This is a genomic window from Lentzea pudingi, from assembly GCF_014646255.1.
GTDB lineage: Bacteria > Actinomycetota > Actinomycetes > Mycobacteriales > Pseudonocardiaceae > Lentzea > Lentzea pudingi.
This window is the reverse complement of the sequence record NZ_BMNC01000010.1, coordinates 86,649-110,983: the sequence shown is the minus strand read 5'-3', so window position 1 is coordinate 110,983 and position 24,335 is coordinate 86,649. Positions and strand designations below refer to the sequence as shown.

General features: G+C 69.0%; 23 protein-coding genes. 10 read left to right on the top strand and 13 right to left on the bottom strand.

Annotated elements, in window-relative coordinates:
* Positions 1 to 50 precede the first annotated feature (50 nt).
* The gene (locus IEY88_RS29730) at positions 51 to 833 is read left to right on the top strand and encodes an isoprenyl transferase (RefSeq protein WP_189158191.1); all 783 of its coding nucleotides are present in this window, start codon (positions 51 to 53) and stop codon (positions 831 to 833) included.
* Between the two features lie 58 nt (positions 834 to 891).
* On the opposite strand, the gene IEY88_RS29725 is transcribed toward IEY88_RS29730, so the two are convergent.
* Both IEY88_RS29725 and IEY88_RS29720 read right to left on the bottom strand, forming a co-directional pair.
* Entirely contained in the window at positions 892 to 1,164 is a 273-nt protein-coding gene (locus IEY88_RS29725) for a hypothetical protein (protein WP_189158190.1), read from the bottom strand.
* Positions 1,165 to 1,251: 87 nt separating this feature from the next.
* Entirely contained in the window at positions 1,252 to 1,536 is a 285-nt protein-coding gene (locus tag IEY88_RS29720; RefSeq protein ID WP_189158189.1) for a hypothetical protein, read from the bottom strand.
* 229 nt (positions 1,537 to 1,765) lie between these two features.
* Between IEY88_RS29720 and IEY88_RS29715 the strand changes: the two genes are divergently transcribed.
* Together IEY88_RS29715 and phoH2 are read left to right on the top strand one after the other, a co-directional pair.
* Positions 1,766 to 3,016, top strand: coding sequence for a DUF885 domain-containing protein (locus tag IEY88_RS29715; RefSeq protein WP_189158188.1), 1,251 nt, complete (start codon positions 1,766 to 1,768; stop codon positions 3,014 to 3,016).
* Positions 3,017 to 3,404: 388 nt separating this feature from the next.
* A complete protein-coding gene (phoH2, locus tag IEY88_RS29710; protein WP_373294215.1) occupies positions 3,405 to 4,712 on the top strand; it encodes an RNA 5'-3' helicase PhoH2 in 1,308 nt (435 codons plus the stop codon).
* A gap of 60 nt (positions 4,713 to 4,772) precedes the next feature.
* Here phoH2 and IEY88_RS29705 read toward each other — a convergent pair whose 3' ends face one another.
* From IEY88_RS29705 to IEY88_RS29685, 5 genes are all read right to left on the bottom strand, one after another.
* On the bottom strand, positions 4,773 to 5,543 hold the full coding sequence (locus tag IEY88_RS29705; protein ID WP_189158186.1) for an ABC transporter permease: 771 nt from the start codon (positions 5,541 to 5,543) through the stop codon (positions 4,773 to 4,775).
* A complete protein-coding gene (locus IEY88_RS29700) occupies positions 5,540 to 6,493 on the bottom strand; it encodes an ABC transporter ATP-binding protein (protein WP_229693886.1) in 954 nt (317 codons plus the stop codon). The genes IEY88_RS29705 and IEY88_RS29700 overlap by 4 nt, the downstream gene beginning before the upstream one ends.
* A 4-nt stretch (positions 6,494 to 6,497) precedes the next feature.
* Entirely contained in the window at positions 6,498 to 7,937 is a 1,440-nt protein-coding gene (guaB1, locus tag IEY88_RS29695) for a GMP reductase (protein ID WP_189158184.1), read from the bottom strand.
* A gap of 25 nt (positions 7,938 to 7,962) precedes the next feature.
* Positions 7,963 to 8,757: a GNAT family N-acetyltransferase gene (locus IEY88_RS29690; protein ID WP_189158183.1), complete on the bottom strand. Its 795-nt coding sequence runs from the start codon at positions 8,755 to 8,757 to the stop codon at positions 7,963 to 7,965.
* 401 nt (positions 8,758 to 9,158) lie between these two features.
* Positions 9,159 to 10,688, bottom strand: a complete 1,530-nt coding sequence (locus IEY88_RS29685; RefSeq protein ID WP_189158182.1) for an ATP-dependent DNA ligase — start codon at positions 10,686 to 10,688, stop codon at positions 9,159 to 9,161.
* A gap of 90 nt (positions 10,689 to 10,778) precedes the next feature.
* Between IEY88_RS29685 and IEY88_RS29680 the strand changes: the two genes are divergently transcribed.
* On the top strand, positions 10,779 to 10,967 hold the full coding sequence (locus IEY88_RS29680) for a hypothetical protein (protein ID WP_189158181.1): 189 nt from the start codon (positions 10,779 to 10,781) through the stop codon (positions 10,965 to 10,967).
* Here IEY88_RS29680 and pdxR read toward each other — a convergent pair.
* On the bottom strand, positions 10,964 to 12,316 hold the full coding sequence (gene pdxR / locus IEY88_RS29675; protein WP_189158180.1) for a MocR-like pyridoxine biosynthesis transcription factor PdxR: 1,353 nt from the start codon (positions 12,314 to 12,316) through the stop codon (positions 10,964 to 10,966). The genes IEY88_RS29680 and pdxR overlap by 4 nt on opposite strands.
* Before the next feature lie 47 nt (positions 12,317 to 12,363).
* Here pdxR and IEY88_RS29670 point away from each other — a divergent pair, with 47 nt between their 5' ends.
* Entirely contained in the window at positions 12,364 to 13,284 is a 921-nt protein-coding gene (locus IEY88_RS29670) for a DMT family transporter (RefSeq protein ID WP_189158179.1), read from the top strand.
* Between the two features lie 5 nt (positions 13,285 to 13,289).
* Here IEY88_RS29670 and IEY88_RS29665 read toward each other — a convergent pair whose 3' ends face one another.
* The 3 genes from IEY88_RS29665 to IEY88_RS29655 form a co-directional block, all read right to left on the bottom strand.
* Positions 13,290 to 13,847, bottom strand: coding sequence for a hypothetical protein (locus tag IEY88_RS29665; RefSeq protein ID WP_189158178.1), 558 nt, complete (start codon positions 13,845 to 13,847; stop codon positions 13,290 to 13,292).
* Positions 13,848 to 14,053: 206 nt separating this feature from the next.
* On the bottom strand, positions 14,054 to 14,608 hold the full coding sequence (gene abmR / locus IEY88_RS29660) for an ATP-binding transcription factor AbmR (RefSeq protein ID WP_189158177.1): 555 nt from the start codon (positions 14,606 to 14,608) through the stop codon (positions 14,054 to 14,056).
* Positions 14,609 to 14,665: 57 nt separating this feature from the next.
* Positions 14,666 to 16,639 carry a thioredoxin domain-containing protein gene (locus tag IEY88_RS29655; protein ID WP_189158176.1) on the bottom strand — a complete coding sequence of 658 codons (1,974 nt, stop codon included), beginning with the start codon at positions 16,637 to 16,639 and terminating at the stop codon, positions 14,666 to 14,668.
* 55 nt (positions 16,640 to 16,694) lie between these two features.
* Here IEY88_RS29655 and IEY88_RS29650 point away from each other — a divergent pair, with 55 nt between their 5' ends.
* Genes IEY88_RS29650 through IEY88_RS29635 form a run of 4 tightly spaced genes read left to right on the top strand, consistent with a single transcriptional unit; the run spans position 16,695 to position 21,866 of the window.
* Entirely contained in the window at positions 16,695 to 18,032 is a 1,338-nt protein-coding gene (locus IEY88_RS29650; RefSeq protein ID WP_189158175.1) for a 3' terminal RNA ribose 2'-O-methyltransferase Hen1, read from the top strand.
* Positions 18,032 to 20,500 carry a polynucleotide kinase-phosphatase gene (locus IEY88_RS29645; RefSeq protein WP_189158174.1) on the top strand — a complete coding sequence of 823 codons (2,469 nt, stop codon included), beginning with the start codon at positions 18,032 to 18,034 and terminating at the stop codon, positions 20,498 to 20,500. Before IEY88_RS29650 ends, IEY88_RS29645 begins: the two co-directional genes overlap by 1 nt.
* Positions 20,497 to 21,111, top strand: coding sequence for a nucleotidyltransferase domain-containing protein (locus tag IEY88_RS29640; RefSeq protein WP_189158173.1), 615 nt, complete (start codon positions 20,497 to 20,499; stop codon positions 21,109 to 21,111). The genes IEY88_RS29645 and IEY88_RS29640 overlap by 4 nt, the downstream gene beginning before the upstream one ends.
* Entirely contained in the window at positions 21,108 to 21,866 is a 759-nt protein-coding gene (locus tag IEY88_RS29635) for a nucleotidyltransferase domain-containing protein (protein WP_189158172.1), read from the top strand. The genes IEY88_RS29640 and IEY88_RS29635 overlap by 4 nt, the downstream gene beginning before the upstream one ends.
* A gap of 671 nt (positions 21,867 to 22,537) precedes the next feature.
* On the opposite strand, the gene IEY88_RS29630 is transcribed toward IEY88_RS29635, so the two are convergent.
* Together IEY88_RS29630 and mca are read right to left on the bottom strand one after the other, a co-directional pair.
* Positions 22,538 to 22,831, bottom strand: a complete 294-nt coding sequence (locus tag IEY88_RS29630) for a hypothetical protein (protein WP_189158171.1) — start codon at positions 22,829 to 22,831, stop codon at positions 22,538 to 22,540.
* A 2-nt stretch (positions 22,832 to 22,833) separates the two neighbouring features.
* A complete protein-coding gene (mca, locus tag IEY88_RS29625) occupies positions 22,834 to 23,703 on the bottom strand; it encodes a mycothiol conjugate amidase Mca (protein ID WP_189158170.1) in 870 nt (289 codons plus the stop codon).
* A gap of 95 nt (positions 23,704 to 23,798) precedes the next feature.
* Between mca and IEY88_RS29620 the strand changes: the two genes are divergently transcribed.
* Complete coding sequence (locus IEY88_RS29620; protein ID WP_229693885.1) at positions 23,799 to 24,221, top strand: DUF4307 domain-containing protein; 423 nt, start codon at positions 23,799 to 23,801, stop codon at positions 24,219 to 24,221.
* Positions 24,222 to 24,335: the final 114 nt, after the last annotated feature.

Here is a 24,335-nt window from a genome sequence, read left to right as displayed (position 1 = left end):
TTCCTACCGCGGCTCAGTGATGAACGTTGCACGGCGTACGCTGTTCGGACGTGGCACTCCGCACCCGTGTGAAAGACGTCGCTATCCACTTCTACGAGTGGATTCTCCGCCGCGAACTGAGCACGACGTCGCAGGCTCCCAAGCACGTGGGCGTGGTCCTCGACGGCAACCGCAGGTGGGCCAGAGAAGCCGGCTTCACCGATGTCGCGCACGGCCACAGGGCCGGTGCGCGCAAGATCCTCGAGCTGCTCGAGTGGTGCGGCGATGCCGATGTCGAGGTCGTCACCCTCTGGATGCTGAGCACCGACAACCTCAACCGCGACAACGACGAGCTGGCGCCGTTGCTCGACATCATCTCGGACATCACCGACGAGCTGGCAGGCGACGGCAAGCCGTGGCGCGTCCGGCACGTCGGGGCGATCGACATGCTGCCCAAGGAGCACGCCGAGCGCCTCACGAACGCCGCCGCGCGCACCAAGAACCGCACGGGCATCCAGGTCAACGTCGCCGTCGCGTACGGCGGGCGGCAGGAGATCGCGGACGCGGTGCGGAAGCTGTTGCAGTCGCACGCCGAGCGCGGCGGCACCATCGAGGAGCTCGCCGAGGTGCTCGACGTCGACCACATCGCGGAGCACCTCTACACGTCCGGGCAGCCCGACCCCGACCTGATCATCCGCACGTCCGGTGAGCAGCGGCTCTCCGGCTTCATGCTCTGGCAGTCGGCGCACTCGGAGTTCTGGTTCTGCGAGGCCTACTGGCCCGGCTTCCGGCGCACCGACTTCCTGCGGGCCATGCGCGAGTACGCCAAGCGCCACCGCCGTTACGGCAGCTGACATGCCGAAGGGGCGCTCACCGCGAGGTGGGCGCCCCTTCGAGCATCAGCGGGCGAGATCAGTCGTCCCAGCCCCAGTTCCAGTCGTCGCCGTCCACGATGCCGCTGGCCGCGCAGGTCTCGGTGATGGAGGGCGAGTTCACCGGAACCGCCGCACCGAGCACACCGACGTTGTTGCCGCACACGCCGGCGGTCACGTTCACGTTGTTGGAGTTGCCGGCGACCAGCAGCGGGGCGTTGTTCCAGTGGTAGCCGGGGTCAGCCATCGCCGGCGAACCAACGACGAAGAAAGCGGCAGCCACAGCGAGGGCTGCGCCAGTCTGCTTCAGCACGATTTTCTCCTCATGAAGGTTTAATTCGAGTAAAACGATCTGGGGGCGCCAAGAATGACGCCCCCAGACGCGAAACGAAGAGGGAAATCAGCCCTCGTCGATGATGCCGCCGGCAGCGCAGGTGCCGGTGATCGACGGGGAGTTGATCGGCACGGCAGCGCCCAGGACGCCGACGTTGTTGCCGCAGGCGCCGACGGTGCCGTTGACGTTGTTGCCGTTCAGGAGGACCAGCAGCGGGCCGTTCGACCAGTGGTGACCACTGTGGCCGTGGCCGTGGCCGTGGCCGTCGTGGCCCTCGCCGGCCATGGCGGCCGGGGCGAACGCGAGCGACAGCGCGGCTGCAGCGGCAACCACGGCACAAGCCTTCTTCATGTGATTCTCCTTCATGTCGGGTCATCCCCGTCATTTCCGGAGTCTTCGGGGATCTCCGGAGCGGTGGGGTCTCCGGGCAGAAACGCTATAGGCAGTGATCGCAATCGGCCGCACGAGTGACACCATTGTGTGACGCCAAGATCAACAACATTCCCCGATCAGGTGGTCGTCAATTCTCGATTCGGTCGCGAGCAAGGCGCCGTGGTAGACGCCCTAAGCTCTCCGACTCATGGACGCCGACGAGCTCGTACGCGGGTATCTGGTGCTGGGGCTGCGGCTCGGGCGCCTCGTGCCGGGGTTCGTCGACTCGTTCACCGGCGACCCGGCGCTGAGCCGCGCCGTCGACAACGAACCGCGCCTGCACCCCAGGGGGCTGGGCGAACAGGCACGGCTGCTGCGCCGGGAGCTCCCCGGCAGCGACCTCACCGAGCAGCGCAAGCAGTTCCTCGACGCGCACCTGCGAGCGCTCGACTGCACCGCGCGCAAGCTCGACGGCGAGCGCATCTCGTTCGTCGACGAGGTCGAGCAGTACTTCCAGGTCCGGATCCGTCCCGGCGACGAGGACGCGTACGCGCAGGCCCACCGCAGGCTCGACGCGGTGCTCGAGGGGCCCGGATCGCTCGCCGAGCGCCTCCTCGACCACCGCACGGACGACCAGGTGCCCCCACGCAGGCTCCAGGGCGCCGTGCAGGCCCTGTCGAGCGCTTTGAGGGACCGGGTGCGCCATAAGTACGCGCTGCCCGAGCAGGAGATCGTGGAGTACCAGGTCGTCACGAACAAACCGTGGAGCGGCTTCAACTACTACCTCGGCGGCTACCGCAGCCGGGTCGCGATCAACGCCGACATGGGTCACCGCATGTCGAACCTGCCGCACCTGGTCGCGCACGAGTCCTACCCGGGCCACCACACCGAACACTGCCGCAAGGAGTCGGGCCTGGTCGCCAAGCGCGGCCACGCGGAGCAGTCGATCTTCCTGATCAACACGCCGCAGTGCCTGATGGCCGAGGGCATGGCGGACCTCGGCCTGCACGCCGCGGTCGGGCCCGGCTGGGGCGTGTGGACGGAGCGGATCTTCGCGGACCTGGGGTTGCGAATGGACGGCGAACTGTCCGAAAAGGTCGAGTCGGCGGCGTCGGGCCTGCTCACGGTGCGGCAGGACGCCGCCCTGCTGCTACACGATCGGGGTGCGGATCAGGATGACGTGGTTGCGCATCTGCGCAGGTGGCTGCTAGTCCCCGACCGTCGCGCACGGCAGATGGTCCGCTTTCTGGCCGATCCGCTGTGGCGCGCGTACACGACGACATACGTCGAAGGGGTGCGTCTCGTGCGGGCCTGGCTCGATGTCCGCGCGCCCGGCGAAACGCTCGACTCCCGCTATCTGAGACTTCTCGACGAGCCCTTCGTGCCGAGAGCTCTTGAATCCCAGGTCAGGGACGGCTTGTCGTGGCTCGCGCGCAACACGCACGAGAACAGCATGTGACCAGCGGAAACACGGGAACGGTCACGTTTCGGGTTGTTGTCGGGAAGATGACGAATTCGGATTCACCTGTGTGGCTTCGTGCAGATGGGGCACTTCCACGGGTAACTTCGAAAGCGGCGGGACGCGACCACTGCGGACCGCGCAGGGAGGCTCTGATCGTGGCAGAAAAAGTCGCGAGGGGGCCGGCACCCGGCCCTCGTGGTCGACCTGCCTGACGCCACACCGGCGGACGGCGGGACGATCGATCAGGGTGGTGCCTGGCCCAGCGAGGAGCGGACGCGGGTGCCGCGTTCGTGAGGGAGTTGCCGTGAACGCACGACGTCCCGCGAGCCGTACCTCAGGCTCATCGCGCAGTTCTTCCTCCCGGCGCAAGTCCGCCGCCCCAGCCATCACGACATATGTGCTGGACACGTCGGTACTGCTGTCCGATCCTCTCGCCGCCACCCGGTTCGCGGAGCACGAGGTCGTGCTCCCGCTCGTGGTGATCAGCGAGCTGGAGGGCAAGCGCCACCACCCCGAACTGGGCTGGTTCGCGAGGGAAGCACTGCGACTGCTCGACGACCTGCGCTTGCGGCATGGTCGCCTCGATTCGCCGGTCCCCATCGGGGATCTGGGAGGCACCTTGCACGTCGAGCTCAACCACTCCGACCCGGAGGTGTTGCCATCAGGTTTCCGAACGGACTCCAACGACGCCCGAATCCTCGCCTGCTCCCTCAACCTCGCTGCTGAGGGGCGCAACGTCACCCTGGTGACGAAGGACATGCCGCTGCGGGTCAAGGCCGGATCGGTCGGCCTGCCGGCGGAGGAGTACCGGGCACACGACGTCACCCTCTCAGGCTGGACCGGGATGTCCGACATGGACGTTCCGCAGTCCCTGGTGGACAGCCTGTTCAAGGAGAACGTCGTCGACCCCACCCAGTACGAGGACCTGGAGCACCTCGCGGAGTTGCCCTGCCACACCGGAATCCGGTTGCTGGCGGGCTCGTCGAGCGCTCTGGGCCGGGTGACCGCGGACAAGCAGATCAGGCTGGTGCGCGGAGATCGGGAGGCGTTCGGACTGCACGGGAGGTCCGCCGAACAGCGGATCGCCCTGGACCTGCTGCTCGACTCGGAGGTCGGCATCGTCTCGCTGGGCGGACGTGCCGGCACCGGAAAATCGGCACTGGCGCTGTGCGCCGGTCTCGAAGCGGTGATGGAACGTAGGCAGCACCGCAAGGTCGTGGTCTTCAGGCCGCTGTACGCGGTCGGTGGCCAGGAGCTCGGCTACCTGCCGGGCAGCGAGAACGAGAAGATGGGGCCGTGGGCGCAGGCGGTGTTCGACACCCTCGGCGCGCTGGTGAGCCAGGCGGTCGTGGAAGAGGTGATGGACCGGGGCATGCTCGAGGTCCTGCCCCTCACCCACATCCGCGGCCGCTCGCTGCACGACTCCTTCGTGATCGTGGACGAGGCGCAGTCGTTGGAGCGCAACGTGTTGCTGACCGTGCTGTCGCGTCTGGGCAGCAACTCGCGGGTGGTGCTGACGCACGACGTGGCGCAGCGCGACAACCTGCGGGTGGGCCGGCACGACGGCGTGGCGGCGGTGATCGAGAAGCTGAAGGGCCACCCGCTCTTCGCCCACGTCACGCTCTCGCGCTCGGAGCGTTCGCCGATCGCCGCCCTCGTCACCGAGATGCTGGAGGAGGACTACGCCTCCTAGCAGTGACGTGAGAACGGCCCCGCGCTTCCGTTGCGCGGGGCCGTTTTTCGTCGCGCGGGCCTAGTCCAGAGCACGTTTCATGAAGCCCCGCAGACCGAGGCCGCCGAAGCCCGCGATCGCGACGACGAGCACGAGCAGCACGATCGGCAACGGGATGTGCGGCACGTCCGGCACGAGCTCGGCGCGCATGCCCTCGCTCACGTACGTCAGCGGGTTGAGCGCGCAGACCACCTTGAACCACAACAGGTCGTCGCTGAGCGACCGCCACGGGAACTGGGCGGAACCCGTGAACAGGATCGGGGTGAGGATCACCGCGAACATCACGTTGACCCGGCGCGCGGGCACGGACGTGCCGATGACCAGGCCGACGCTGCCGCCGGCGAGACACCCGAGGATGATCACCAGCAGCGCGCCCGGGAGCCCCGACCACTGCCACGACACGTCGAGCATCACGAACCCGACCGGCACCATCAGCACGGCCGCGAAGAACCCGCGGATCGCGCCGAACACGATCTTCTCGACGGCGACGAGCGGGATGGAGATCGGTGCGAGCAGCCGGTCCTCGATCTCCCGCGTCCACGAGAAGTCCAGCACCAGCGGCAGCGTCGTGTTCTGCAACGCGCCCAGGAACCCGTTCATCGCGATGATGCCCGGTAACAGCACCTGCGCGAAGTCGCCCTGGACGTACCCGATGTCCCCCAGCACCTTCGCGAAGATGAAGAGGATGAAGAACGGTTGGATGATGACCTGCGCGAGGAAGCTCGGCAGCTCGCGGCCCGTGACGAAGACGTCGCGCCACAGGATGGCCTGGAACGTCCTGAGTTGGCTCACCGGAGCTCCCTGCCGGTCAGGTGGATGAAGACGTCTTCCAGGCTGGGCTTGCCGATCGCGACGTCGCTGACCGTGACGTCGAGGTCCCGCAGGACGTTCAGCACGGCGGGCAGCGTGATCGAGGTGTCGGCGTCGGTGTAGACGCGGAACATGCCGCCGACCTCCTCGACGCGCTGCGCTCCGTCCACTTCGGACAGCACCTGGATGACCTTGGCGATGTCGTGGCCGTTCGGGCTGAGCGTGACGCTGACCGTGTTGCTGCCGGGCAGGGTCTTCGTGAGCTCGTCCGGGGTGTCGAGCGTGAGCAGCTTGCCGTGGTCGACGATGCCGACGCGGTCGCACAGCTTGGTGGCCTCGTCCATGTCGTGCGTGGTGAGCACGACCGTGACGCCGTCCGCGTGCAGTGCGGCGACGCGTTCGTGGACGAAGAGCCTGGCCTGCGGGTCGAGCCCGGTGCTCGGTTCGTCGAGGAACAGCACCTTCGGCCGGTGCATCAGCGCGCGGGCGATCATCAACCGCTGCGCCTGCCCGCCGGACAACGTGTCGACGAGCGCGTTCTGGTGGTCCTTGAGGCCCATCCGCTCGATGATGTCGTCGGCGAGCTGCTGGCGCTCCTTCGGACCGATGCCGTGGTACGCGGCGTGGAACAGCAGGTTCTGCCGCGCGTTGAGCGACCGGTCGAGGTTGTTGCGCTGCGGCACGACGGCGAGCAGCTGCCGCGCGCGCTTCGAGTCGGCCACCACGTCGACGCCCTCCACGAGCGCCTGCCCCGCGGTGGGGCGGACGCGCGTGGTGAGGACGCCGACCGTGGTCGTCTTGCCCGCGCCGTTGGGCCCGAGCAGTCCGAAGACCTCCCCGCGGCGGACGTCGAAACTCAGTCCGTCCACCGCGGGTTTTTGTCCCGTTTTATAGACTTTGCGGAGATCTCTTACCGAGACCGCTTCGTCCACCTTTTCACCATCCCCCTGGCAACGGCCTTCCTTCCGCGAATCCAGCGGCGGACTGGATGCCGAGCACAGCTTTGTCGTGGAACTCCTCCAGCGAGTTCGCACCGGCATACGTGCAGGCCGAGCGAACGCCGGAGGTTATCGCATCGAGCAGGTCCTCCACGCTCGGGCGAACCGGGTCGAGCTTCATCTTCGAAGTGGAGATGCCTTCCTCGAACAACCCCTTCTTGGCCCGCTCGAACGCGTTGTCACCGCGCGTCCGCGCCGTCACCGCGCGCTTCGACGCCATTCCGAAGGATTCCTTGTAGAGGTTTCCGCGTTCGTCCCGCTGCAGGTCCCCCGGCGACTCGTACGTCCCCGCGAACCAGCTGCCGACCATCACGCTGCTGGCACCGGCGGCCAGCGCCAGCGCCACGTCGCGCGGGTGCCGCACGCCCCCGTCGGCCCACACGTGCTTGCCGAGCCTGCGCGCCTCGGCCGAGCACTCGGCGACGGCGCTGAACTGGGGCCGCCCCACGCCGGTCATCATTCGGGTCGTGCACATCGCGCCGGGCCCGACGCCGACCTTGATGATGTCCGCACCGGCCTCAACCAGGTCCCGCACGCCTTCGGCGGTGACGACGTTGCCCGCCGCCACCGGCACGCCGGGGTTCGCCTCCTTCACGGCCCTGAGCGCCGCGATCATCTTCTCCTGGTGCCCGTGCGCGGTGTCCACGACCAGCACGTCGACCCCGGCCTTGACCAGCGCCTCGGCCTTGGCCCGCACGTCCCCGTTGACCCCGACGGCGGCCGCGACCCGCAGCTTCCCGTCGCCGTCCGTCGCGGGGTCGTAGACCTCGGCCCGCAGCGCCGTCAGCTCGGTCAGCACGCCGCGAAGCCGCAGTTTCTCGTCCACACCCAACGCGACCTTGTGCGCGCTGTGGTGGAGCTCGTCGAACACGTCCTGGGGCCGCGAGTCGAGCGACAGCTTCAGCACGTCGGTGTTCATGACGTCACCGAGCCGCGCGAACCGGTCGACGCCGGTGAGCGCGGCCTCGTCGACGACACCGAGCGGCCGTCCACCGTCGTCCACGACGACAACGGCCCCGTGCGCACGCTTGTGCAGGAGGTTCCACGCGTCCGCCACCGCGTCACCCGTGGTGAGCGTCAACGGCGTGTCCCACACGGGATGCCGCTCCTTGACCCACGCGATGATCTCCGCGACGGCCTCCGTGGGCACGTCCTGCGGGATGACGACGAGCCCGCCGCGCCGCGCGATGGTCTCCGCCATCCGCCGCCCGGCCACCGCCGTCATGTTCGCGACGACGATCGGGATCGTGGCCCCGGTGCCGTCCGAAGTGGAGAGGTCGACGCCGAACCGGGACTCCACGGCACTGCGGCCGGGAACGAGGAACACGTCGTCGTAGGTCAGGTCGTAAGAGGGTCGATGCCCTTCGATGAACCGCACGTGCTTCCACGATACCCGCGACGTCTCACTTGGGCATGTGCCCCGGGTTCCAGGCGTAGCCCGTGGTCGTGGTGACGGCCACGAACCCGAGCCGTTCCAGGATCGGCCTGCTGTCCTCGGTGGCGTCGACCTGCAGGTACTTGATGCCGCGCTCGACGGCGAGCCTGGCCCGGTAGGCGACGAGCGCCCGGTAGACGCCCCTGCCGCGCCACTCGGAGAGCGTGCCACCGCCCCAGAGGCCCGCGAACTCCGTGCCGCCCACGATCTCGATCCGCGACGACGAGACGACCTTCCCGTCCGCCTCCGCGATCACCGCGACGGTGTTCGGGTCGTCCTTCTTCTCGAGCAGGCGGGCGACCAGCCAGTCGTGCCCGCGGCCGAACACCTCGGTCGCGGTGGCCGCCAGCCGGCGCACGTCGGCCTCGTCGGTGGCTTCGCGGACGACGACGCCGTCCAGCTCCACCTGTGCCGTCATCTCCTCGGCCAGGCCGATCAGCACGGTCTCCCGGCCCTCCGACTCGAAGCCGGCCGCGACCAGCCGTTCGGGCAGGTCAGCAGGGGTATCGTGGCTCCACGTCTTCCACTCGACGCTTTGTCCGCGTGCGGCGAAGAAGTCGCGCTGGCGAGCGATGAGGGCGTCCAGGTCGGCACCGGAGATGCCCAGGTCAGGCGGCCCGCCGACGAAGCCCCGCCGGCGCGGCCAGTGCACGCGGAACACCGGGCCGTCCTGGTGCACCTCGGCGCCGGGATCGAGGATCGTCCACTCGGCCGGGCGGGCTTGGGAGTCGAATGCGCTGAGCAGCGCGGCAGCGTCGGTCACTGGCCGCACGCTATTGGCGGTCCGCGGTCGGCCGCACCCGATTTTCGCCGCTGAGCACGCGCCGGAACTCCTCGTGGCCGGAGCATGCGCCGGAGCACGCGCTGGAGGATCCCGGTGGCCGAAGCACGCGCGCTGGAGGACCTCGTGTCCGGAGCCGGTCACCCTCGCCCAGTTCGGGTCCGTTCGTGCCTGGCGGGGTCGCGGGTGTCCCCGGCCATGGCTCAGGCACGGTGACGAGGCAGCCGAGGAAGGTGCACCCGCCCCAGCCAAATTCGAACCGCGAGTAGACCCAGCGCTCCCGGTCGCCAATGCCCACCCCGCGCCCAGCATCGCCGGGTGCGCCAGCGCCGAGCACGACCGGCATGGCCGCGAGGTCTCCCATGCCGCCAACCTGCCGGCGGTCAGGCCTCGGGATTCGGTTGTGCGGTGGGCAGCAGTGCCCGCACCTCCTCGATCGTCGTCGCTTCCGACGGGTCCTTGTCCGGGCGGTACCGCACGACGCGGGCGAACCGCAGCGCGACACCACCGGGGTAGCGCGGCGAGACCTGCACGCCGTCCAGCTCGATCTCGATCACCAGTTCCGGGCGGACCATGACCACCCAGTCGTTCTGCTCGGCGGCGATCTCCTGCAGGGCCTTCGTCTGCCACTTCAGCAGCTCGTCGGTGAGGCCCTTGAAGGTCTTGCCGACCATCACCGGCGGGCCGCCGGCCGGGTCGCGTGCGCCCAGGTGCAGGTTCGACAGCCAGCCGCGGCGGCGACCGCTGCCCCACTCGACACCGAGCACGACCAGGTCGAGCGTGTGCACCGGCTTCACCTTCTGCCAGGCGCTGCCGCGACGGCCCGCCGCGTAGGGCGAGGCCAGCGACTTCACCATCACGCCCTCGTGGCCCGCGGACAGCGACGCCGTGACGACGGCGGCCGCCTCCTCCGGAGACGGGTCCAGCACGCCGGGGATGACGTGCTCGCCCGCCACCTGCCGCAACGCGGCCAGGCGGTCGCGCAACGGCTCGTCGAGCAGGTCCTTGCCGTCGAGGTGCAGGCAGTCGAAGAAGTACGGGTGCAGCAGCAGCTCACGTTCGTCCTGCGCGCCGAACCTGCTCATCGTCTCCTGGAACGGGCGGGGTCTCCCCTCGTCGGTCAGCGCCAGCGTCTCGCCGTCGAGCACCACCGACGTGCACGGCAGGCCGCGCACGAGCTCGACGAGCTCTGGCACCGTCTTGGTGATCTCGCGCAACGTGCGCGTGTAGATGTGGACCTCGTCGCCGGAGCGGTGCACCTGGATGCGCGCGCCGTCGAGCTTGTGCTCCACCACGCAGCTGCCGAGCTCGCTTAGCGCGGCGTCGAGCGACTCCGCCGGTGAGGCCAGCATCGGGCGCAGGGGGCGGCCGACCTCCAGCCGGAACGCCTCCAGGAAAGGTGCGCCGCCGTCGAGCGCGGCCACCGCCGTCTCCGGTAACCGGCCGGACAACATGAACGCGCGCCGCACCGTCTCGCCCGGCACGTCCGCCGCGGAGGCGATCGCGTCGAGCATGACGCCCTCCAGCGCGCCCTGGCGGAGCTCGCCGGTGAGCAACCGGCGTAAGAAATCCTGCTCGGCCTCGGTCGCGCGCGAGAACAGCGCCGTGAGCAGGGCGACCCGGCGCTGCGCCGAGCCCTTGCCGGACGTCGAGGCCACCTCGGCGAGCGCGGCGTCGACCTCGGCGATCGTCAGTCCGGCCTGCGCGGCCGGCGGCACGGACAGGTCGACGACAGTGCGCCAGCCCGCGCCGATGCGACCCTGCCGCGGTGTGCCGATGAGAAACGACACCACCGCGACCACCACGTCCGCCGTCGCCGCGCGCAGCAACGCGGACAGCGCCTTGACCTTGGCCAGGCGCGACCGGGTCGCCGCCACCGCGGCTGACGTGTCGACCAGTTCGGAGAGGAGCACGTGTTCAATGGTGCACCCGAGCACCGACAATTTCTGGAGTCGCGGACTAGAGTCCGCTGCCAACCGTCCTACCTGGGGGTTCACCCGACCATGAACGCATCCAAGATCGTCGCCACCGCTCTGCTGTTCGCCGCCGTCGCGGTGACGACCCTCGCCGGCGCCGGTGCCGGCACAGATCGCGAGCACATCCTCGGCGAAGGAACCGACCGCGAGCACATCCTCGGCGACGGAACCGACCGCGAGCACATCATGAGCACCGCCCGCGAGCACATCCTCTAAGCGACGGCGGCGTCCGCGATCTCCCTGACCGCTTCCCGCAGGCGGTCAGGGGTGAGCGACGCGTAGCCGAGCACCAGACCGGGCCACATGGGCGTGCGCGTGTACTGCGCCAACGCCCAGACGTGCACGCCACGGTCCGCAAGCCTGCTCTTCAACGCGAGGTCGTCCGTCCCGTCAGGCATGCGCAACACGACGTGCAATCCAGCAGCGACGCCGATGGGCTGCCACGCGGGCAGATGCTCCTCAACGGCCTCCAACAGCGCGTCACGCCTCTTGCGGTAGAGCGCGCGCGTACGGCGCAGGTGGCGGTCATAGCCACCCGTCCGCAACAGGTGCGCGAGCGCGGCCTGAGGGATCGTGCCGGTGCCCATGTCGTTGTACTGCTTGCGTCGCACGATGCCCTCGCGCAGCCGTTCCGGCACCACGAGCCAGCCGAGTCTGAGCGCGGGCGCCAGCACCTTGCTCGTCGTGCCCTGGTACACCACGTGGTCGGGCGCGAGCGCCTGCAACGCACCCAGCGCCGGCCGGTCGTACCGGTGCTCGGCGTCGTAGTCGTCCTCGATGATCAACGCGTCCCGCTCGCGCGCCCAGTCGACGAGCGCCCGCCGCCGTTCGGGGTGCAGCACCACGCCCAGCGGGAACTGGTGCGCCGCGGTGACCAGCACCGCTCTGCAGTCCGTTTTGGACAGATGATCGACCCGGATCCCCTTGTCGTCCACCGGAACCGGCACGGTGTTCAGCCCGTGCGATCGCAACATGTTCTCGCCGCCGAAGTGGCTGGGTTCCTCGATCGCGATGCTGCCGTCCACGATCCGCGCGGTGAGCTGCAAGCCGTCCGCGGCACCGTTGGTGATCACCGCGTCCTTCGCGACCACGGCCCGCACGCGCGCCAGGTAGTCGACGATCTCCTTGCGCAGCCCCACGAACCCCGCCGGATCGGGATAGGCGAGGTCGTCGTCGGGCAGCTCGGCGAGCGCCGCCCGGTGAGCCGCCACCCACTCGGCGCGCGGGAACGCGCCCAGCGCGGGCAGCCCGGGCCGCAGGTTGTACCGCCACCGCTGCGGCGGCTCCGGCACGCCGCACGCGCCGGCGGGCCCGAGGCTCGCGACCGTCGTCCCCGATCCGCGCCGCGTGGTGAGGTACCCCTCCGCGACGAGCTGCGTGTACGCCGACGTCACCGTCCCGCGCGCGACCCCGAGCTGCGCGGCCAGGTCCCGGCTCGATGGCAGCCGCGTGCCGGGCAACAACCGCCCGTCCCGGATCGACCGCCGCAGCTCGACCTCCACCCCACGACGCCGCTGGTGCCCTGGCAACAGCAGCTCGCGAAAAGTGGTCCAGTTCGTAGACATTGAAGTGGAGCTTAAACCTGGACCAGTCCAGCGCAAGGCTCTAGGACATGAAACTCGGGGTGGCCGCAGGAGCGACAGCGGCAACGATCGTCGGCGCATCGGTGCCGATCACGGGCATGCTCGAGGGCTACCCGGTCCTGACCGGCCAGGCCATGCGGTACGCCCTCGGCGCGGCCGTGCTGCTGCTGGTGGCACGCCGCCTGCCCATGCCGTCGTGGCGCGACGTCCCACCGCTGCTGGGCGTGGTCATCACCGGCATGCTCGGCTTCAACGCCGTGCTCATCGCCGCCCAGCAGTACGCGGAACCGGGCTTCGTGGCCGCCGTGATGGGCGGCGCCCCCATCGCACTGGCGCTTCTCTCACGCCAACGAACCGCATCGGCCGTAGTCGGCGCCGTAGTGGTGGCGGCAGGCATCGTGCTGTTGTCCGGCGGCGGCTCGTGGCACGGCCCCGGCCTTGTGCTGGCGTTGGTCACCATGGCCGGCGAAGTCTGCTTCACCTTGTTCGCCGTGGGGGTCGTACGACGCCTGGGCGTCCTGGGCGTGGCCACCTGGACATGCATCCTGGCGACGGTGATCGGCGCGGTGCTGGGCACGTTCGTGGGCGGCTGGCAGATGCCGAACGCCCGCCAGGGCTTCTCCCTCGCCCTGCTCGCCGTGGTGGTGACCGCGCTGGCCTTCGGCCTCTGGTACTTCGCCGTGAACCGCCTCGGCTCCGACCGCGCAGGAGTGCTCATCGGCCTGATGCCGGTGTCCGGCCTGGCAACCTCCGTGCTGCTGGGCGCGCAGGAACTCTCTCTCGTGTCCGTCGCCGGCGTCACCACGGTCGCACTCGGGTGCGTCATCGGCCTCCGCAGAGGAACGCACGACGCCGAGGGCGCTCACCACACACACGACGCGGGCCGGGTACCCCCAAAATCAACAATAGCGAATGGGTCTGACACTCCGGCGAAAGTCATTGCACCGTAACGGCATCAGGCCTCGCCCACAGCGACCGCCATCTGATGCACGACAGCCCGAGACTCACCGGGCTCCGCGCGAACCCGCTCGAAGACCTCTCGTTGTCCGGCCGCGAACCGTCCTCGCTCCACCAGTGCCGCGGCAAGGCTGTGCACGTCCACGTCAGCAGAGGCGCCCTTCGAGTACCAGAACCACACGGCGTGAAGGGCGGCCTCGCGCGGTGCGCCGTACCAGTGCGCAGGTCGGTTCGGATTGGGCACGGAAGGGTCAGGCACGCGATCGCCCAACCGCTTGGCGTGCCGCCGAGCCACCCCGTAGGCGCGGAGGTCGGCCTGCCAGGCGGCATGGCTCGCGGTCAGCAACTCCAGAGCCGCGGGCAACAGGGCCGGATCGCGGACGAAGTCGCCGACCATGAACCGCAGAAAGCTGAAGGCCGCCTCGAAACCGATCGGGCGGCGGTAGCGGTACAGGCATCGACGCAGGGCACCGATACGGCGGCCCAGAGGAAGAGACGTGTCGAGGACTTGCCTTGCGTTAGAAGAAAAACTCACGCGCTGACCTTCGTGAGCCATGACGCTGCTTCGTCGGTGGGCAGCACACGGGTGATGGCGGCCATCGAAGTCATCACAGGTCGGTCTGAAGGTCCGGCGACGAGAATGCACCAGGGCCGCCGCCGACATCGCGTCGAACGAACGGCCCTGGGCCTCTGCGACGAACTTCTCGAATGGGCTCGTTCCGAACCACTGCTGCGACCGACTTCAAATACACGCGCAGCAGACTAGGTGAGATCAGGCCCCTGCGAACGCAGATCGTCGACACGCGACATGGCATCGCGCAGTTCGTCGAGCCACGTGTCCGCGTGTTCGCCCACGAGGCGCACGGCCCATGCGAGGGCGTCTGCGCGTGAGCGGGCCACGCCGGCGGCGACCAGCGTGTCGAGCACCTGGCGCTCCGGCTGGCGCAGGCGCGTCATGACCGGCACGGCCAGGTGCGTGAAGAGTTCACGGGTGCTGCCCAGCGACGCACCCCACGCGACCTTGCGGCCGTAGCGGTGCTCGGCCTGGCGTGCGATCTCGATGCGTTCGTCGCGCGTTTCCTCGCGCCAGCGCGAGATGCGGCCCGACTCGGCCGCGGCGCGCGAGGCGTCGTCGAACTCGCCTTCCAGCGGCGTGAGCGTGCCGACGACCGTGATCTCCTCGCGGTCGACGATCACCTCCGCGGGGCCGGTGAACCAGCCGTCCGGGAGCCTGCCCGCGAACCACGCCGCCGCGTCGTCGGCCGAGGGCAGGTCGGCCTGCTGCCATCCACCTCGTCCTCGCCATCCACGTCCCATTGCCACCAACCCCTGATTACATGATTACGTTGCAACCGACGTTACGCCTGCAATCAGTCAGGGAGTGTTCGCCGTCAGCGAAGTGACCAGGGCTTCTACCGAAACGACGGGCCGATCGCACACGTACCCACGGCACACGTAGGCCGCAGGACCGTCATCGACCAACGGGCGGTCTTCCAGCAACGGCGCTGAGCCCGGCTCTCCGGCCACGACAACGCCGCCTCCGGGAACACGGGCCACCGCCGCCGCCCACAGCGACGCACGGCGTGAGTCGTCGGCACCCACCACCGCCACCTGCAACGGGCCTGCGACCAGCGCCTCGGCGACGGTCAGCCAGTGACCCGCGAACCGGGGAGCCCGCGCGGCCAGCAGGCCGGCCCGGGTCACGGCGGCGGAAGCGGCCTCGAAGTACCGCGAGGAGCGATCGGCGCCCGCCAGCAGGGAGGCCGTCACCAGGGCCGAGGCCAGCGAAGACGCTCCGGAAGGCGACGCGTTGTCGGTCGAGTCCGCAGGACGCCGGACGAGAGCCTCGGCGTCGTCGGCGGTGTCGTGGTAGGCGCCGGGAGAGTCCGGCGCGGCGAACCGCGCGAGAGCGGTGTCAAGGAGCCCGCAGGCCAGGTCCAGCCACCGGATCGAGCCGGTGACCTGGTGCAACGCCAGCAGGCCGTCGGCGAGGCAGCCGTAGTCCTCCAGCACGCCGAACGACGGCCCGGCCACGCCGTCGCGCGAGGTCCGCAGCAGCCTGCCCTCGACCAGGTGCACCGAGGCCAGCAACGACGCCGCGTCCGAAGCCGCCGAGATCCAGGACGGCTCACCGAAGAACGCGCCCGCCTCGGCCAGTGCCGCGATCACCATGCCGTTCCAGGAGGCGATCACCTTGTCGTCACGTCCGGGCTGCGGCCGCGACGCGCGCTCCGCCAGCAGCGCGGCCCGCACCTCCTCCCCCGGCTCCGACACGAACCGCAGCGTCGACTTGCCGTCCTCGAAGTTCGGGTCGGGAGTCACCCCGAAGGCAGCGGCCGCCGAACCGAGCTCGTCGTACGACCACACGTACGTCAGCCCCTCGACGCCCTCGGTGTCCGCGTCCAGCGAGGCCGCGAAACCACCCTCGGCCGTCCGCAGCTCCCGCAGCAGGAACGACACCGTGTCCCGTACGACCCGTTCATAGCGCGCGGAACCCGTCAGCCGCGCCAGGTGCGTGTAGAAGCGGAGCAGCAAAGCGTTGTCGTACAACATCTTCTCGAAGTGCGGCACCACCCACGAGGCGTCGACGCTGTACCGTGCGAACCCGCCCCCGAGCTGGTCGTACATCCCGCCGTCGGCCATCGCGTCCGCCGTCGCGGTCGCCATCGACACCGCCTCGACCGAGCCGGTGCGTTCGTGGTGGCGCACCAGGAACTCCAGCACCATCGACGGCGGGAACTTGGGCGCGCCATCGAACCCGCCGTTGCGCCGGTCGAACTCGCCGAGCAACGACACCACCGCGCCCGCCAGCACGTCTGCATCCACAGTGGACGGCGGCAACGGCGTGGCCTGGCGCGAGATTTCCTCCACCACAGCGGAAGCGGACTCCAGGATCTCGTTCGGCTGCGCCGCCCACGTCGCCGACACGGCCTCGATGAGCTGCCGGAACGACGGCATGCCGGGACGAGGAGCCGGCGGGTAGTAGGTGCCCGCGTGGAACGGCCGCGCGTCCGGCGTGAGGAACACCGTCATCGGCCATCCGCCGTGGCCGGTCATGGCCTGCGTGACCTCCATGTAGACGGCATCGACGTCCGGACGTTCCTCGCGATCCACCTTCACCGACACGAAATGAGCGTTCAGGAACGCGGCAACCTCATCGTCTTCAAACGACTCGTGCGCCATCACGTGGCACCAGTGGCAGGCCGCGTAACCGACGGACAACAGCACCGGCACGTTGCGCCGTCGCGCCTCCTCGAACGCCTCCGCGGACCAAGGCCACCAGTCGACCGGGTTGTCCGCGTGCTGCAGCAGGTAAGGGCTGGTCGCGTCCGCAAGCCGGTTAGTCATGCGAACCACACTAAATGAGCAGCGCAGAGGCCGAATCTCGATCAGACTCGACCTCGTGTTGCTCACCATGACCACGACGCACCAGCCGGCGACCGACCTGGGCCACCTGCTGCACAAGCATCCCGACCGGGCTCAGTCCTTCACGACGAGCTCGGGCATCGCGCACGTCTTCTACCCGAAGGCGACGAACGAGGAATGCACGGTCGCCCTCCTGCTGGAGGTCGACCCCATCGCGCTCGTCCGAGGTCCCGGCAGCACGCTCACCCAATACGTCAACGACAGGCCGTACGCGGCCGGGTCGTTGCTCACGGTCGCGCTCGGCAGCGTGTTCCGCACGGCCATGAACGGCCGTAGCGACAGCTACCCCGAGCTGGCCGCGACGCCGATCCCGCTGGTCATCCGCGTCCCCGCGCTGCCCCACCGGCTCGCGGAGCGCCTCTTCGCGTCCCTCGGCTGGGAGGTGACGATCACCGAGCACGGCGACTCGCGCTTCGGTGACGTCACGCTGACCAGCACCGTGAAGCTCAGCGACGCGCTCAAGCACCTCTACGTGCTGCTGCCCGTGCTCGACGGCGGCAAGCACTACTGGGTCGCGGCCGACGAGGTCGACAAGCTGCTCAAGGCCGGTGACGGCTGGCTGTCCCAGCACCCCGACAAGGAACTGATCACCACCCGGTACCTGGCGCGCAAGCGACCGTTGATCACCTCCGCCCTGGAACGCCTCGCGGAGGTCGCCGAGGTCGAGCCCGAAGAGCTCGACAACGCGTTGGCAGAGCCGAAGATCTCCCTTGCCGTGCAGCGCAAGGAGGCCGTGATCAAGGCGTTGAAGGAGGCACGGGCCAAGCGCGTGCTCGACCTCGGTTGCGGTGGCGGGGCGCTGTTGCGCGCGCTCGTCAACGAGCCCGAGTTCACCGAGATCCACGGTGTCGACGTGTCCGCGAAGGCGTTGCAGGAGGCGGCCCGCAAGCTGCACCTGGACCGCATGGGCGAGCGCCAGCGCGAGCGGATCACGTTGCGCCAGTCGGCTTTGACGTACGCGGACCCCGAGCTGGCGGGCTATGACGCGGCGGTGCTGATGGAGGTCGTCGAGCACGTCGACCCGTCACGCCTGCCCGCACTGGAGCACTCGGTCTTCACCGTGGCACGCCCGGCGACCGTGCTGGTCACCACGCCGAACGTCGAGTACAACGCGCTGTTCGAAACGTTGCCGGAGGGCCAGATGCGCCACTCGGACCACCGTTTCGAATGGACTCGCGGCGAGTTCGAGACGTGGGCGGACGGCGTCGCGGAACGCCGTGGTTACACGGTCCGGTACGTGCCGATCGGGCCGGAGGACGCCGACCGCGGCGCGCCGACCCAGATGGCCGTTTTCAGCTTGGGAGAGAAGAACTGATGGAGCTGAAGATCCCTGACCTGTGCCTCGTGGTGCTGGTCGGCGCTTCCGGTTCGGGCAAGTCGACGTTCGCGCGCAAGCACTTCCTGCCCACGCAGGTGCTGTCGAGCGACTACTTCCGCGGGCTCGTGTCCGACGACGAGAACGACCAGTCGGCGTCCGCGGCGGCGTTCGACGTGCTGCACTACGTGGCTTTGAAGAGGCTTGAGGCCGGGCGCGTCACCGTGGTCGACGCGACCAACGTGCAGCCGCAGGACCGCGCCCAGCTGGTCGCTCTGGCACGCAAGGCGAACGTGCTGCCGGTCGCGATCGTCCTCGACACCCCCACCGACGTGTGCCTCGCGCGCAACGAGCAGCGCCCCGACCGCGACTTCGGCGCGCACGTCGTCAAGCGCCACCGGGCGGCGTTGCGACGCTCGTTGAAGTTCCTCGGCAAGGAGGGGTTCAAGCGCGTCCACGTGCTGCGCTCCGAGTCCGATGTGGACAACTCGACGATCGTGTACGAGCGCTTGCTCAACGACCTCAGGCACGAGACCGGCCCGTTCGACGTGTTCGGTGACGTGCACGGCTGTCGCGCGGAGCTGGAGGAGCTGCTCGCCGAGCTCGGGTATGTCCTGGTGCGTGACGACGAGGGCCGTGCGGTCGACGCCGTCCCGCCCGGTGACCGCAAGGCCGTGTTCGTCGGCGACCTGGTCGACCGCGGGCCGGACACTCCCGGCGTGCTGCGTCTCGTGATGGGCATGGTCGCGAACGGCCATGCCTTCAGCGTGCGCGGAAACCACGAGGAGAAGCTCGTGCGGGCCATGCGCGGCCACAAGGTGACGGTCCGGCACGGGCTGGAGAAGTCGCTGGAGCAGTTCGCGCACGAGCCGGAAGAGTTTCGCCTCGCCGCGACGAAGTTCTGCGACAGCCTCGTCGCGCACTACGTGCTGGACGGCGGGAACCTCGTCGTCGCGCACGCCGGACTGCCCGAGCGCTACCACGGCCGCGCGTCCGCGAAGGTCCGCAGTTTCGCCCTGTACGGCGACACGACCGGCGAGACCGACGCGCACGGACTGCCGGTGCGCCTGCCGTGGGCGAACGACTACCGCGGCTCGGCGATGGTGCTGTACGGGCACGTCCTGACGCCCGAGGCCGAGTGGATCAACAACACCATGTGCCTGGAGACGGGTGTGGTGTTCGGCGGCAAGCTGACCGCGTTGCGCTACCCGGAGAAGGAGCTCGTCGCCGTCAAGGCGCACCAGACCTGGTACGAGAACGACGCACCGTTCCCACCCAAGGCCGTCGAGCGCGCGCCGGACGTGCTGGCGTTGAGCGACGTCACGGGCACGCGCCGGGTCGACACGTCGCTGATCGGTGCCGTGACGATCCGCGCGGAGCAGTCCGCTTCGGCGCTGGAGGTCATGAGCCGGTTCGCGATCGACCCGCACGAACTGCTGTACCTGCCGCCGACGATGGCCCCGGTGGCGACCTCGCAGCGCGACGACGTGCTGGAGCACCCGGAGGAGGCCTTCGCGGAGTACAGGTCGGCCCGTGTCGAGCAGGTGATCTGCGAGGAGAAGCACATGGGCTCCCGCGCGGTTCTGCTGGTGCGCAAGGAAGGCGGCGCGATCTACACGCGTACCGGCCGGGCGTTCTTCGACGGTGCGTTGGGTGAGGAACTGCTTCGTCACGTGCGTTCGGCGTGTGCCGGCCTGTTCGAGGAGTTCGCCACGGACTGGCTGCTCCTCGACGCCGAGCTGATGCCGTGGAACGCCAAGGCTTCCGGGCTGATCCGCGAGCAGTACGCGGCGGTCGGCGCGGCGGCTGGTGGTGCGCTGCCGGTCGCGGTGGATGCTTTGTCCGCGGCTGTCTCGCGCGGCGTCGACGTCGGGGACCTGCTGGCTCGGACTGCTGAGCGAGCCGCGAACGCCGAGGCCTACCGCGCGGCGTACGAGCGGTACTGCTGGCCGGTGGACGGGTTGGAGGGCGTGCGGATCGCACCGTTCCAGCTGCTCGCGGCCGAGGGGCGGACGTTCCACGACCGTTCGCACCTGTGGCACCTGGAGACGTTGGGGCGGCTGGAGGGACCGCTGTTCCAGCAGACCCGGCACCTCGTGGTCGACGTGAACGACCCCGCGCAGGTCGCCGCCGGCGTGAAGTGGTGGGAGGAACTGACCGCGGACGGCGGCGAGGGCATGGTCGTGAAGCCGCTGGCGAACACCGGCGGGCGCTTCCAGCCGGGCGTGAAGGTGCGCGGGCGCGAGTACCTGCGGATCATCTACGGCCCGGACTACACCTCGCCCGAGAACCTCTCGCGGCTGCGCAAGCGTTCGCTGGGACGCAAGCGCGGTCTCGCCCTGCGCGAGTACGCCCTGGGCATCGAGGCCCTGGAACGTCTCGTGCGCGGCGAACCCCTGTGGCGGGTGCACGAGTGCGTCTTCGGCGTGCTCGCGCTCGAGTCGGAACCGGTGGACCCGAGACTGTGATCCTCGAAGCCGTGATCGGCTCGCACGCCTACGGGCTGGCGAGTTCTACGTCCGATGTGGACAGACGCGGGGTGTTCGTCGCGCCCACGGAGGCGTTCTGGCGCCTGGAGAAACCCCCGACCTCGGTGGAAGGGCCGGATCCGGAGCAGCTCAGCTGGGAGGTCGAGCACTTCTGCAAGCTCGGCCTGAAGTCGAACCCGACGGTGCTCGAGACGCTGGTGAGCCCGCTGGTGGAGATCAGCACGCCGATGGGAGAGGAACTGCGGGACCTGCTGCCCGCGTTCCTCTCCCAGTACGCCGTGCGCGCGTTCACACGCGCGACGGAGATGCAGCTGTCGCGCGCGGGCCGCAACCTCAAGCCGAAGCAGCTCATGCACGTCGTGCGGCTCCGGCTGGTGGGCCTGAACCTGGTGCGCACGGGCCGTTACGACATCACGGCGGACCGCTCGTTGCTGAAGATCCGCGACGGCTCGATGCCCTGGGACGACGCCGTGGTGTGGGCGCACCGGTTGGGCGACGAGATCGCGAACGCTCGGGGCCCGCTGCCCGAGGACCCGGACCGGGCGCGGGTCGAGGACTGGTTGATGTCGGTGCGCAGGAGGATGTTGTGAGCTACGAGGTACCCGACCTGAGCGCCGTCGTCGCCGAGCAGTCGCACGACCTGCTGTTCGCGACCGTGTCCGGCGCACACCTGTACGGCTTCCCGTCGCGCGACTCGGACGTGGACCTGCGCGGCGTGCACGTGCTGCCGCTGGCCGAGATCCTCGGCCTGCGACACGGCCCGGAGACCAAGGAACGGATGTGGGTGCGCGACGGCGTCGAGATCGACCTGGTCACGCACGACGTGCAGAAGTTCTGCCGCCTGCTGACCCGCCCGAACGGCTACGTGCTGGAACAGCTGCTCTCGCCACTGGTCGTGCACACCACGGAGGCGCACCGGAAGCTGGCCGCCCTCGCCGCGGGGTGCCTGACCTCACGGCACGGCCACCACTACCGGGGCTTCGCCGTCACGCAGTGGCGGCTGTTCGAGAAGACCGCCGAGATCAAGCCACTGCTCTACACGTTCCGCGCACTGCTGACCGGCGTGCACCTGCTGCGCACCGGCGAGGTGAACGCGCACCTGCCGACACTGCTGGAGAAGCTCGACGGCCCCGACTACCTGCCAGGACTCATCGAGGCCAAGATCCTCGGCGAGCACCGCGCGCTGGCCGGGGTGCCGGGCAGGCCCGCGCCCGAACGGCTGGAGGCGGACCTCGCGCACTGGCACGAGCAGCTGCGGCAGGCGCGGGAGACGAGCGACCTGCCGGTGGAGCCGCCGGCGTTCGAGGAGGTCCACGACTTCGTGGTGGAACTCAGGTCGCGCTAGTCCTTCTTCGACGCGTTCTTCGACGTGTCGGAGGACTTGGGTGGCACCCGACATGTGCGACTCGGCCGGCGTGTGTCAAGCAGGTCGGATGAGTTGCCTTCGCGCCGCGCGACTCGTGCGTGTGAGGCGAGTGGGTCGTGCTCCGTCCGACATGCGCGCCAGCATGTCCGGCGGAGTCGCCCTCGCTCCGCGTGACTCGTGTGTCTCATGCGCGACCCGTGCGTCCTGTACGTCGTGCGCAACCCGTACGTCGCGCGCAACCCGCACGTCATGCGCCACCCGCGCTCCGCCTGACTCGTGCGCCAGCAGGTCCGGCGAGTTGCCCTTGCTCCGCGCGACTCTCGCGTGTCAGGCAAGCGGGACATGCTCCGCCCGACCCGCGCCCATGCCTGACGCGTGCCATCAACAACAACTCGCGTGGCACGTGACATGACGTCCCCTGTGCCAGCCCACCGAAGCGACATTCACCAGCGTCAGCCTCACCGAGCCCCGCCCCCGCGCTTCCTCCCCTTGCGGAACGAAGAAAACGCGTCCCAGGTTCCCGCGTATCCACAGGCTACCGGCCGCAAGCGTTTCCGCAGCTCAGCCAGCCGCAACCTGTGGACAACTCGCGATCATGACCATGAGGGCGAGCCCAGCAGCCGACCGGCCAGGACCGAGCCGAAGAGCGTTCAGTCCTTCTTCGACGCGTCCTTCGAAGCCTCAGAAGACCCAGCCGAGGCTTCCTTCGCAGGAGCCTCGGCCGGCTCGTCGAACGACGCCGGCAAGCCCTTGATGTGCTTGTTCATCGACTTGACGAGGAAGAACACCGCGATGAAGAACACGATCAGCAGGACGAGGCCGACCGGCGAGGACTTTCCGAAGTCCTCGCCCTGGCCGCCCTTGTCGTTGCCGTCGTTCGTGTTCGACGGCTGCACGGCGACCAGCGCCACCGTGCTGCCGAGGGAGAAGTCTGGGGAGAGCACCCCTAGACCTTAACTCCGGCGAACAGGTCGTTCTCCGGCAGCGTCGAGTCCACCTGCGAGCGGACGAGTTCGTACTCCTCCGTCGGCCAGATCTCGCGCTGCAGTTCCATCGGGATGCCGAACCAGCGGCTGGTCGGGTCGATCTGGGTGGCGTGGGCCTTCAGCGCCTCGTCGCGGACGTCGAAGTAGTCCGCGCACTCGACCTGGGTCGTGACGCGGTCCATCACGTCCGGGCGGTCGGTGGTCCAGTTCGCGAGCCACTCGGCGTACGGCGACTCCATGCCGCGGGCTTCCATCGCCTCGTGGAACGCGAGGATCTTGGCGCGCGAGAAGCCGTGGCCGTAGTAGACCTTCTGCGTTTCCCAGGCTTCGCCCAGAGAAGGCTCGTAAGACGGATCCGCGGCGGCGTCCAGGGCGGCCATCGAGATCTCGTGCGTGCGGATGTGGTCCGGGTGCGGGTAGCCGCCGTTCTCGTCGTAGGTGACGACGACGTGCGGGCGGAAGTCGCGGATGGCCTCCACCAGGGACGGCACCGACTCCTCCAGCGGCACGAGGGCGAAGCATCCCTCGGGCAGCGGCGGCAGCGGGTCGCCCTCGGGCAGGCCCGAGTCCTTGAAGCCCAGCCAGCGGTGCTGGATGCCGAGGATCTTGGCCGCGTTGGCCATCTCCTCCCGGCGAACCTCGATGATGTTCTCGAGCACGTCCGGCTTGTCCATCGCCGGGTTGAGGATGCTGCCCGCACCACCGTCGGTACAGGTCACGACCATCACGTCGTGTCCTTCCGCGATGTAGCGAGCCATCGAGGCCGCGCCCTTGCTCGACTCGTCGTCGGGATGTGCGTGCACTGCCATAAGGCGCAGCTTGTCGGCCATGACCCCCGTGGTCCTCCTGTGTGAACGGTCCTGCGACACTCATCAACTGAATGCCGGGCACCATTGTTCCCCAGAGGGTGAGGAGGCGCGGACAAGTGGCACAACGCGCACTCCCCGAGGGGCGCTACAGCAAGCAGGGCCGCAAGCCGCTCGCCACGTGGGCGCGCTGGGCATTACTCGCTGTAGCTGTCGCGGTAGGTGCCGTCATCGCCTTCGTCGGTTACCGAAATCTCGGCACAAAGCCGATCGAGGCGAAGCAGACCGCGTTCATCCTCCTCGGCGACGACCAGGTGAAGGTCAGTTTCGAGGTTTCTCGCGATCAACCGGAGCGTGCTGCCGTCTGCATCATTCGGGCCCGGTCCAAGGACGGGGACGAAGCAGGCCGGCGTGAGGTTCTGGTTCCGCCGGGAAATGACGTCGTCGTAGAGACAACAGTTCTCCGCACTTCGAAACCGCCGGTCACCGGCGAGGTGTTCGGGTGCTCCTACCAGGTTCCCGCCTACTTGTCCACGAGCTAGCGGCCAAGCGGGTGATCTGCGGTTTAAACGGCGAGATGGGGAACAAATCGCCGTCGCTGAACGTTGTCTCCGTGTTACTATTGCAGCTCAAGCACGGCCCCGGCGCGGGCCGTG

Coding starts and splice junctions, on each gene's coding strand:
- IEY88_RS29720 (WP_189158189.1), bottom strand. CDS start 1,536: ATGAAGAAGGCTTGTGCCGTGGTTGCCGCTGCAGCCGCGCTGTCGCTC.
- IEY88_RS29715 (WP_189158188.1), top strand. CDS start 1,766: ATGGACGCCGACGAGCTCGTACGCGGGTATCTGGTGCTGGGGCTGCGG.
- pdxR (WP_189158180.1), bottom strand. CDS start 12,316: ATGTCTACGAACTGGACCACTTTTCGCGAGCTGCTGTTGCCAGGGCAC.
- IEY88_RS29670 (WP_189158179.1), top strand. CDS start 12,364: ATGAAACTCGGGGTGGCCGCAGGAGCGACAGCGGCAACGATCGTCGGC.
- IEY88_RS29655 (WP_189158176.1), bottom strand. CDS start 16,639: ATGACTAACCGGCTTGCGGACGCGACCAGCCCTTACCTGCTGCAGCAC.
- IEY88_RS29665 (WP_189158178.1), bottom strand. CDS start 13,847: ATGGCTCACGAAGGTCAGCGCGTGAGTTTTTCTTCTAACGCAAGGCAA.
- IEY88_RS29645 (WP_189158174.1), top strand. CDS start 18,032: ATGGAGCTGAAGATCCCTGACCTGTGCCTCGTGGTGCTGGTCGGCGCT.
- mca (WP_189158170.1), bottom strand. CDS start 23,703: ATGGCCGACAAGCTGCGCCTTATGGCAGTGCACGCACATCCCGACGAC.
- IEY88_RS29680 (WP_189158181.1), top strand. CDS start 10,779: ATGAACGCATCCAAGATCGTCGCCACCGCTCTGCTGTTCGCCGCCGTC.
- abmR (WP_189158177.1), bottom strand. CDS start 14,608: ATGGGACGTGGATGGCGAGGACGAGGTGGATGGCAGCAGGCCGACCTG.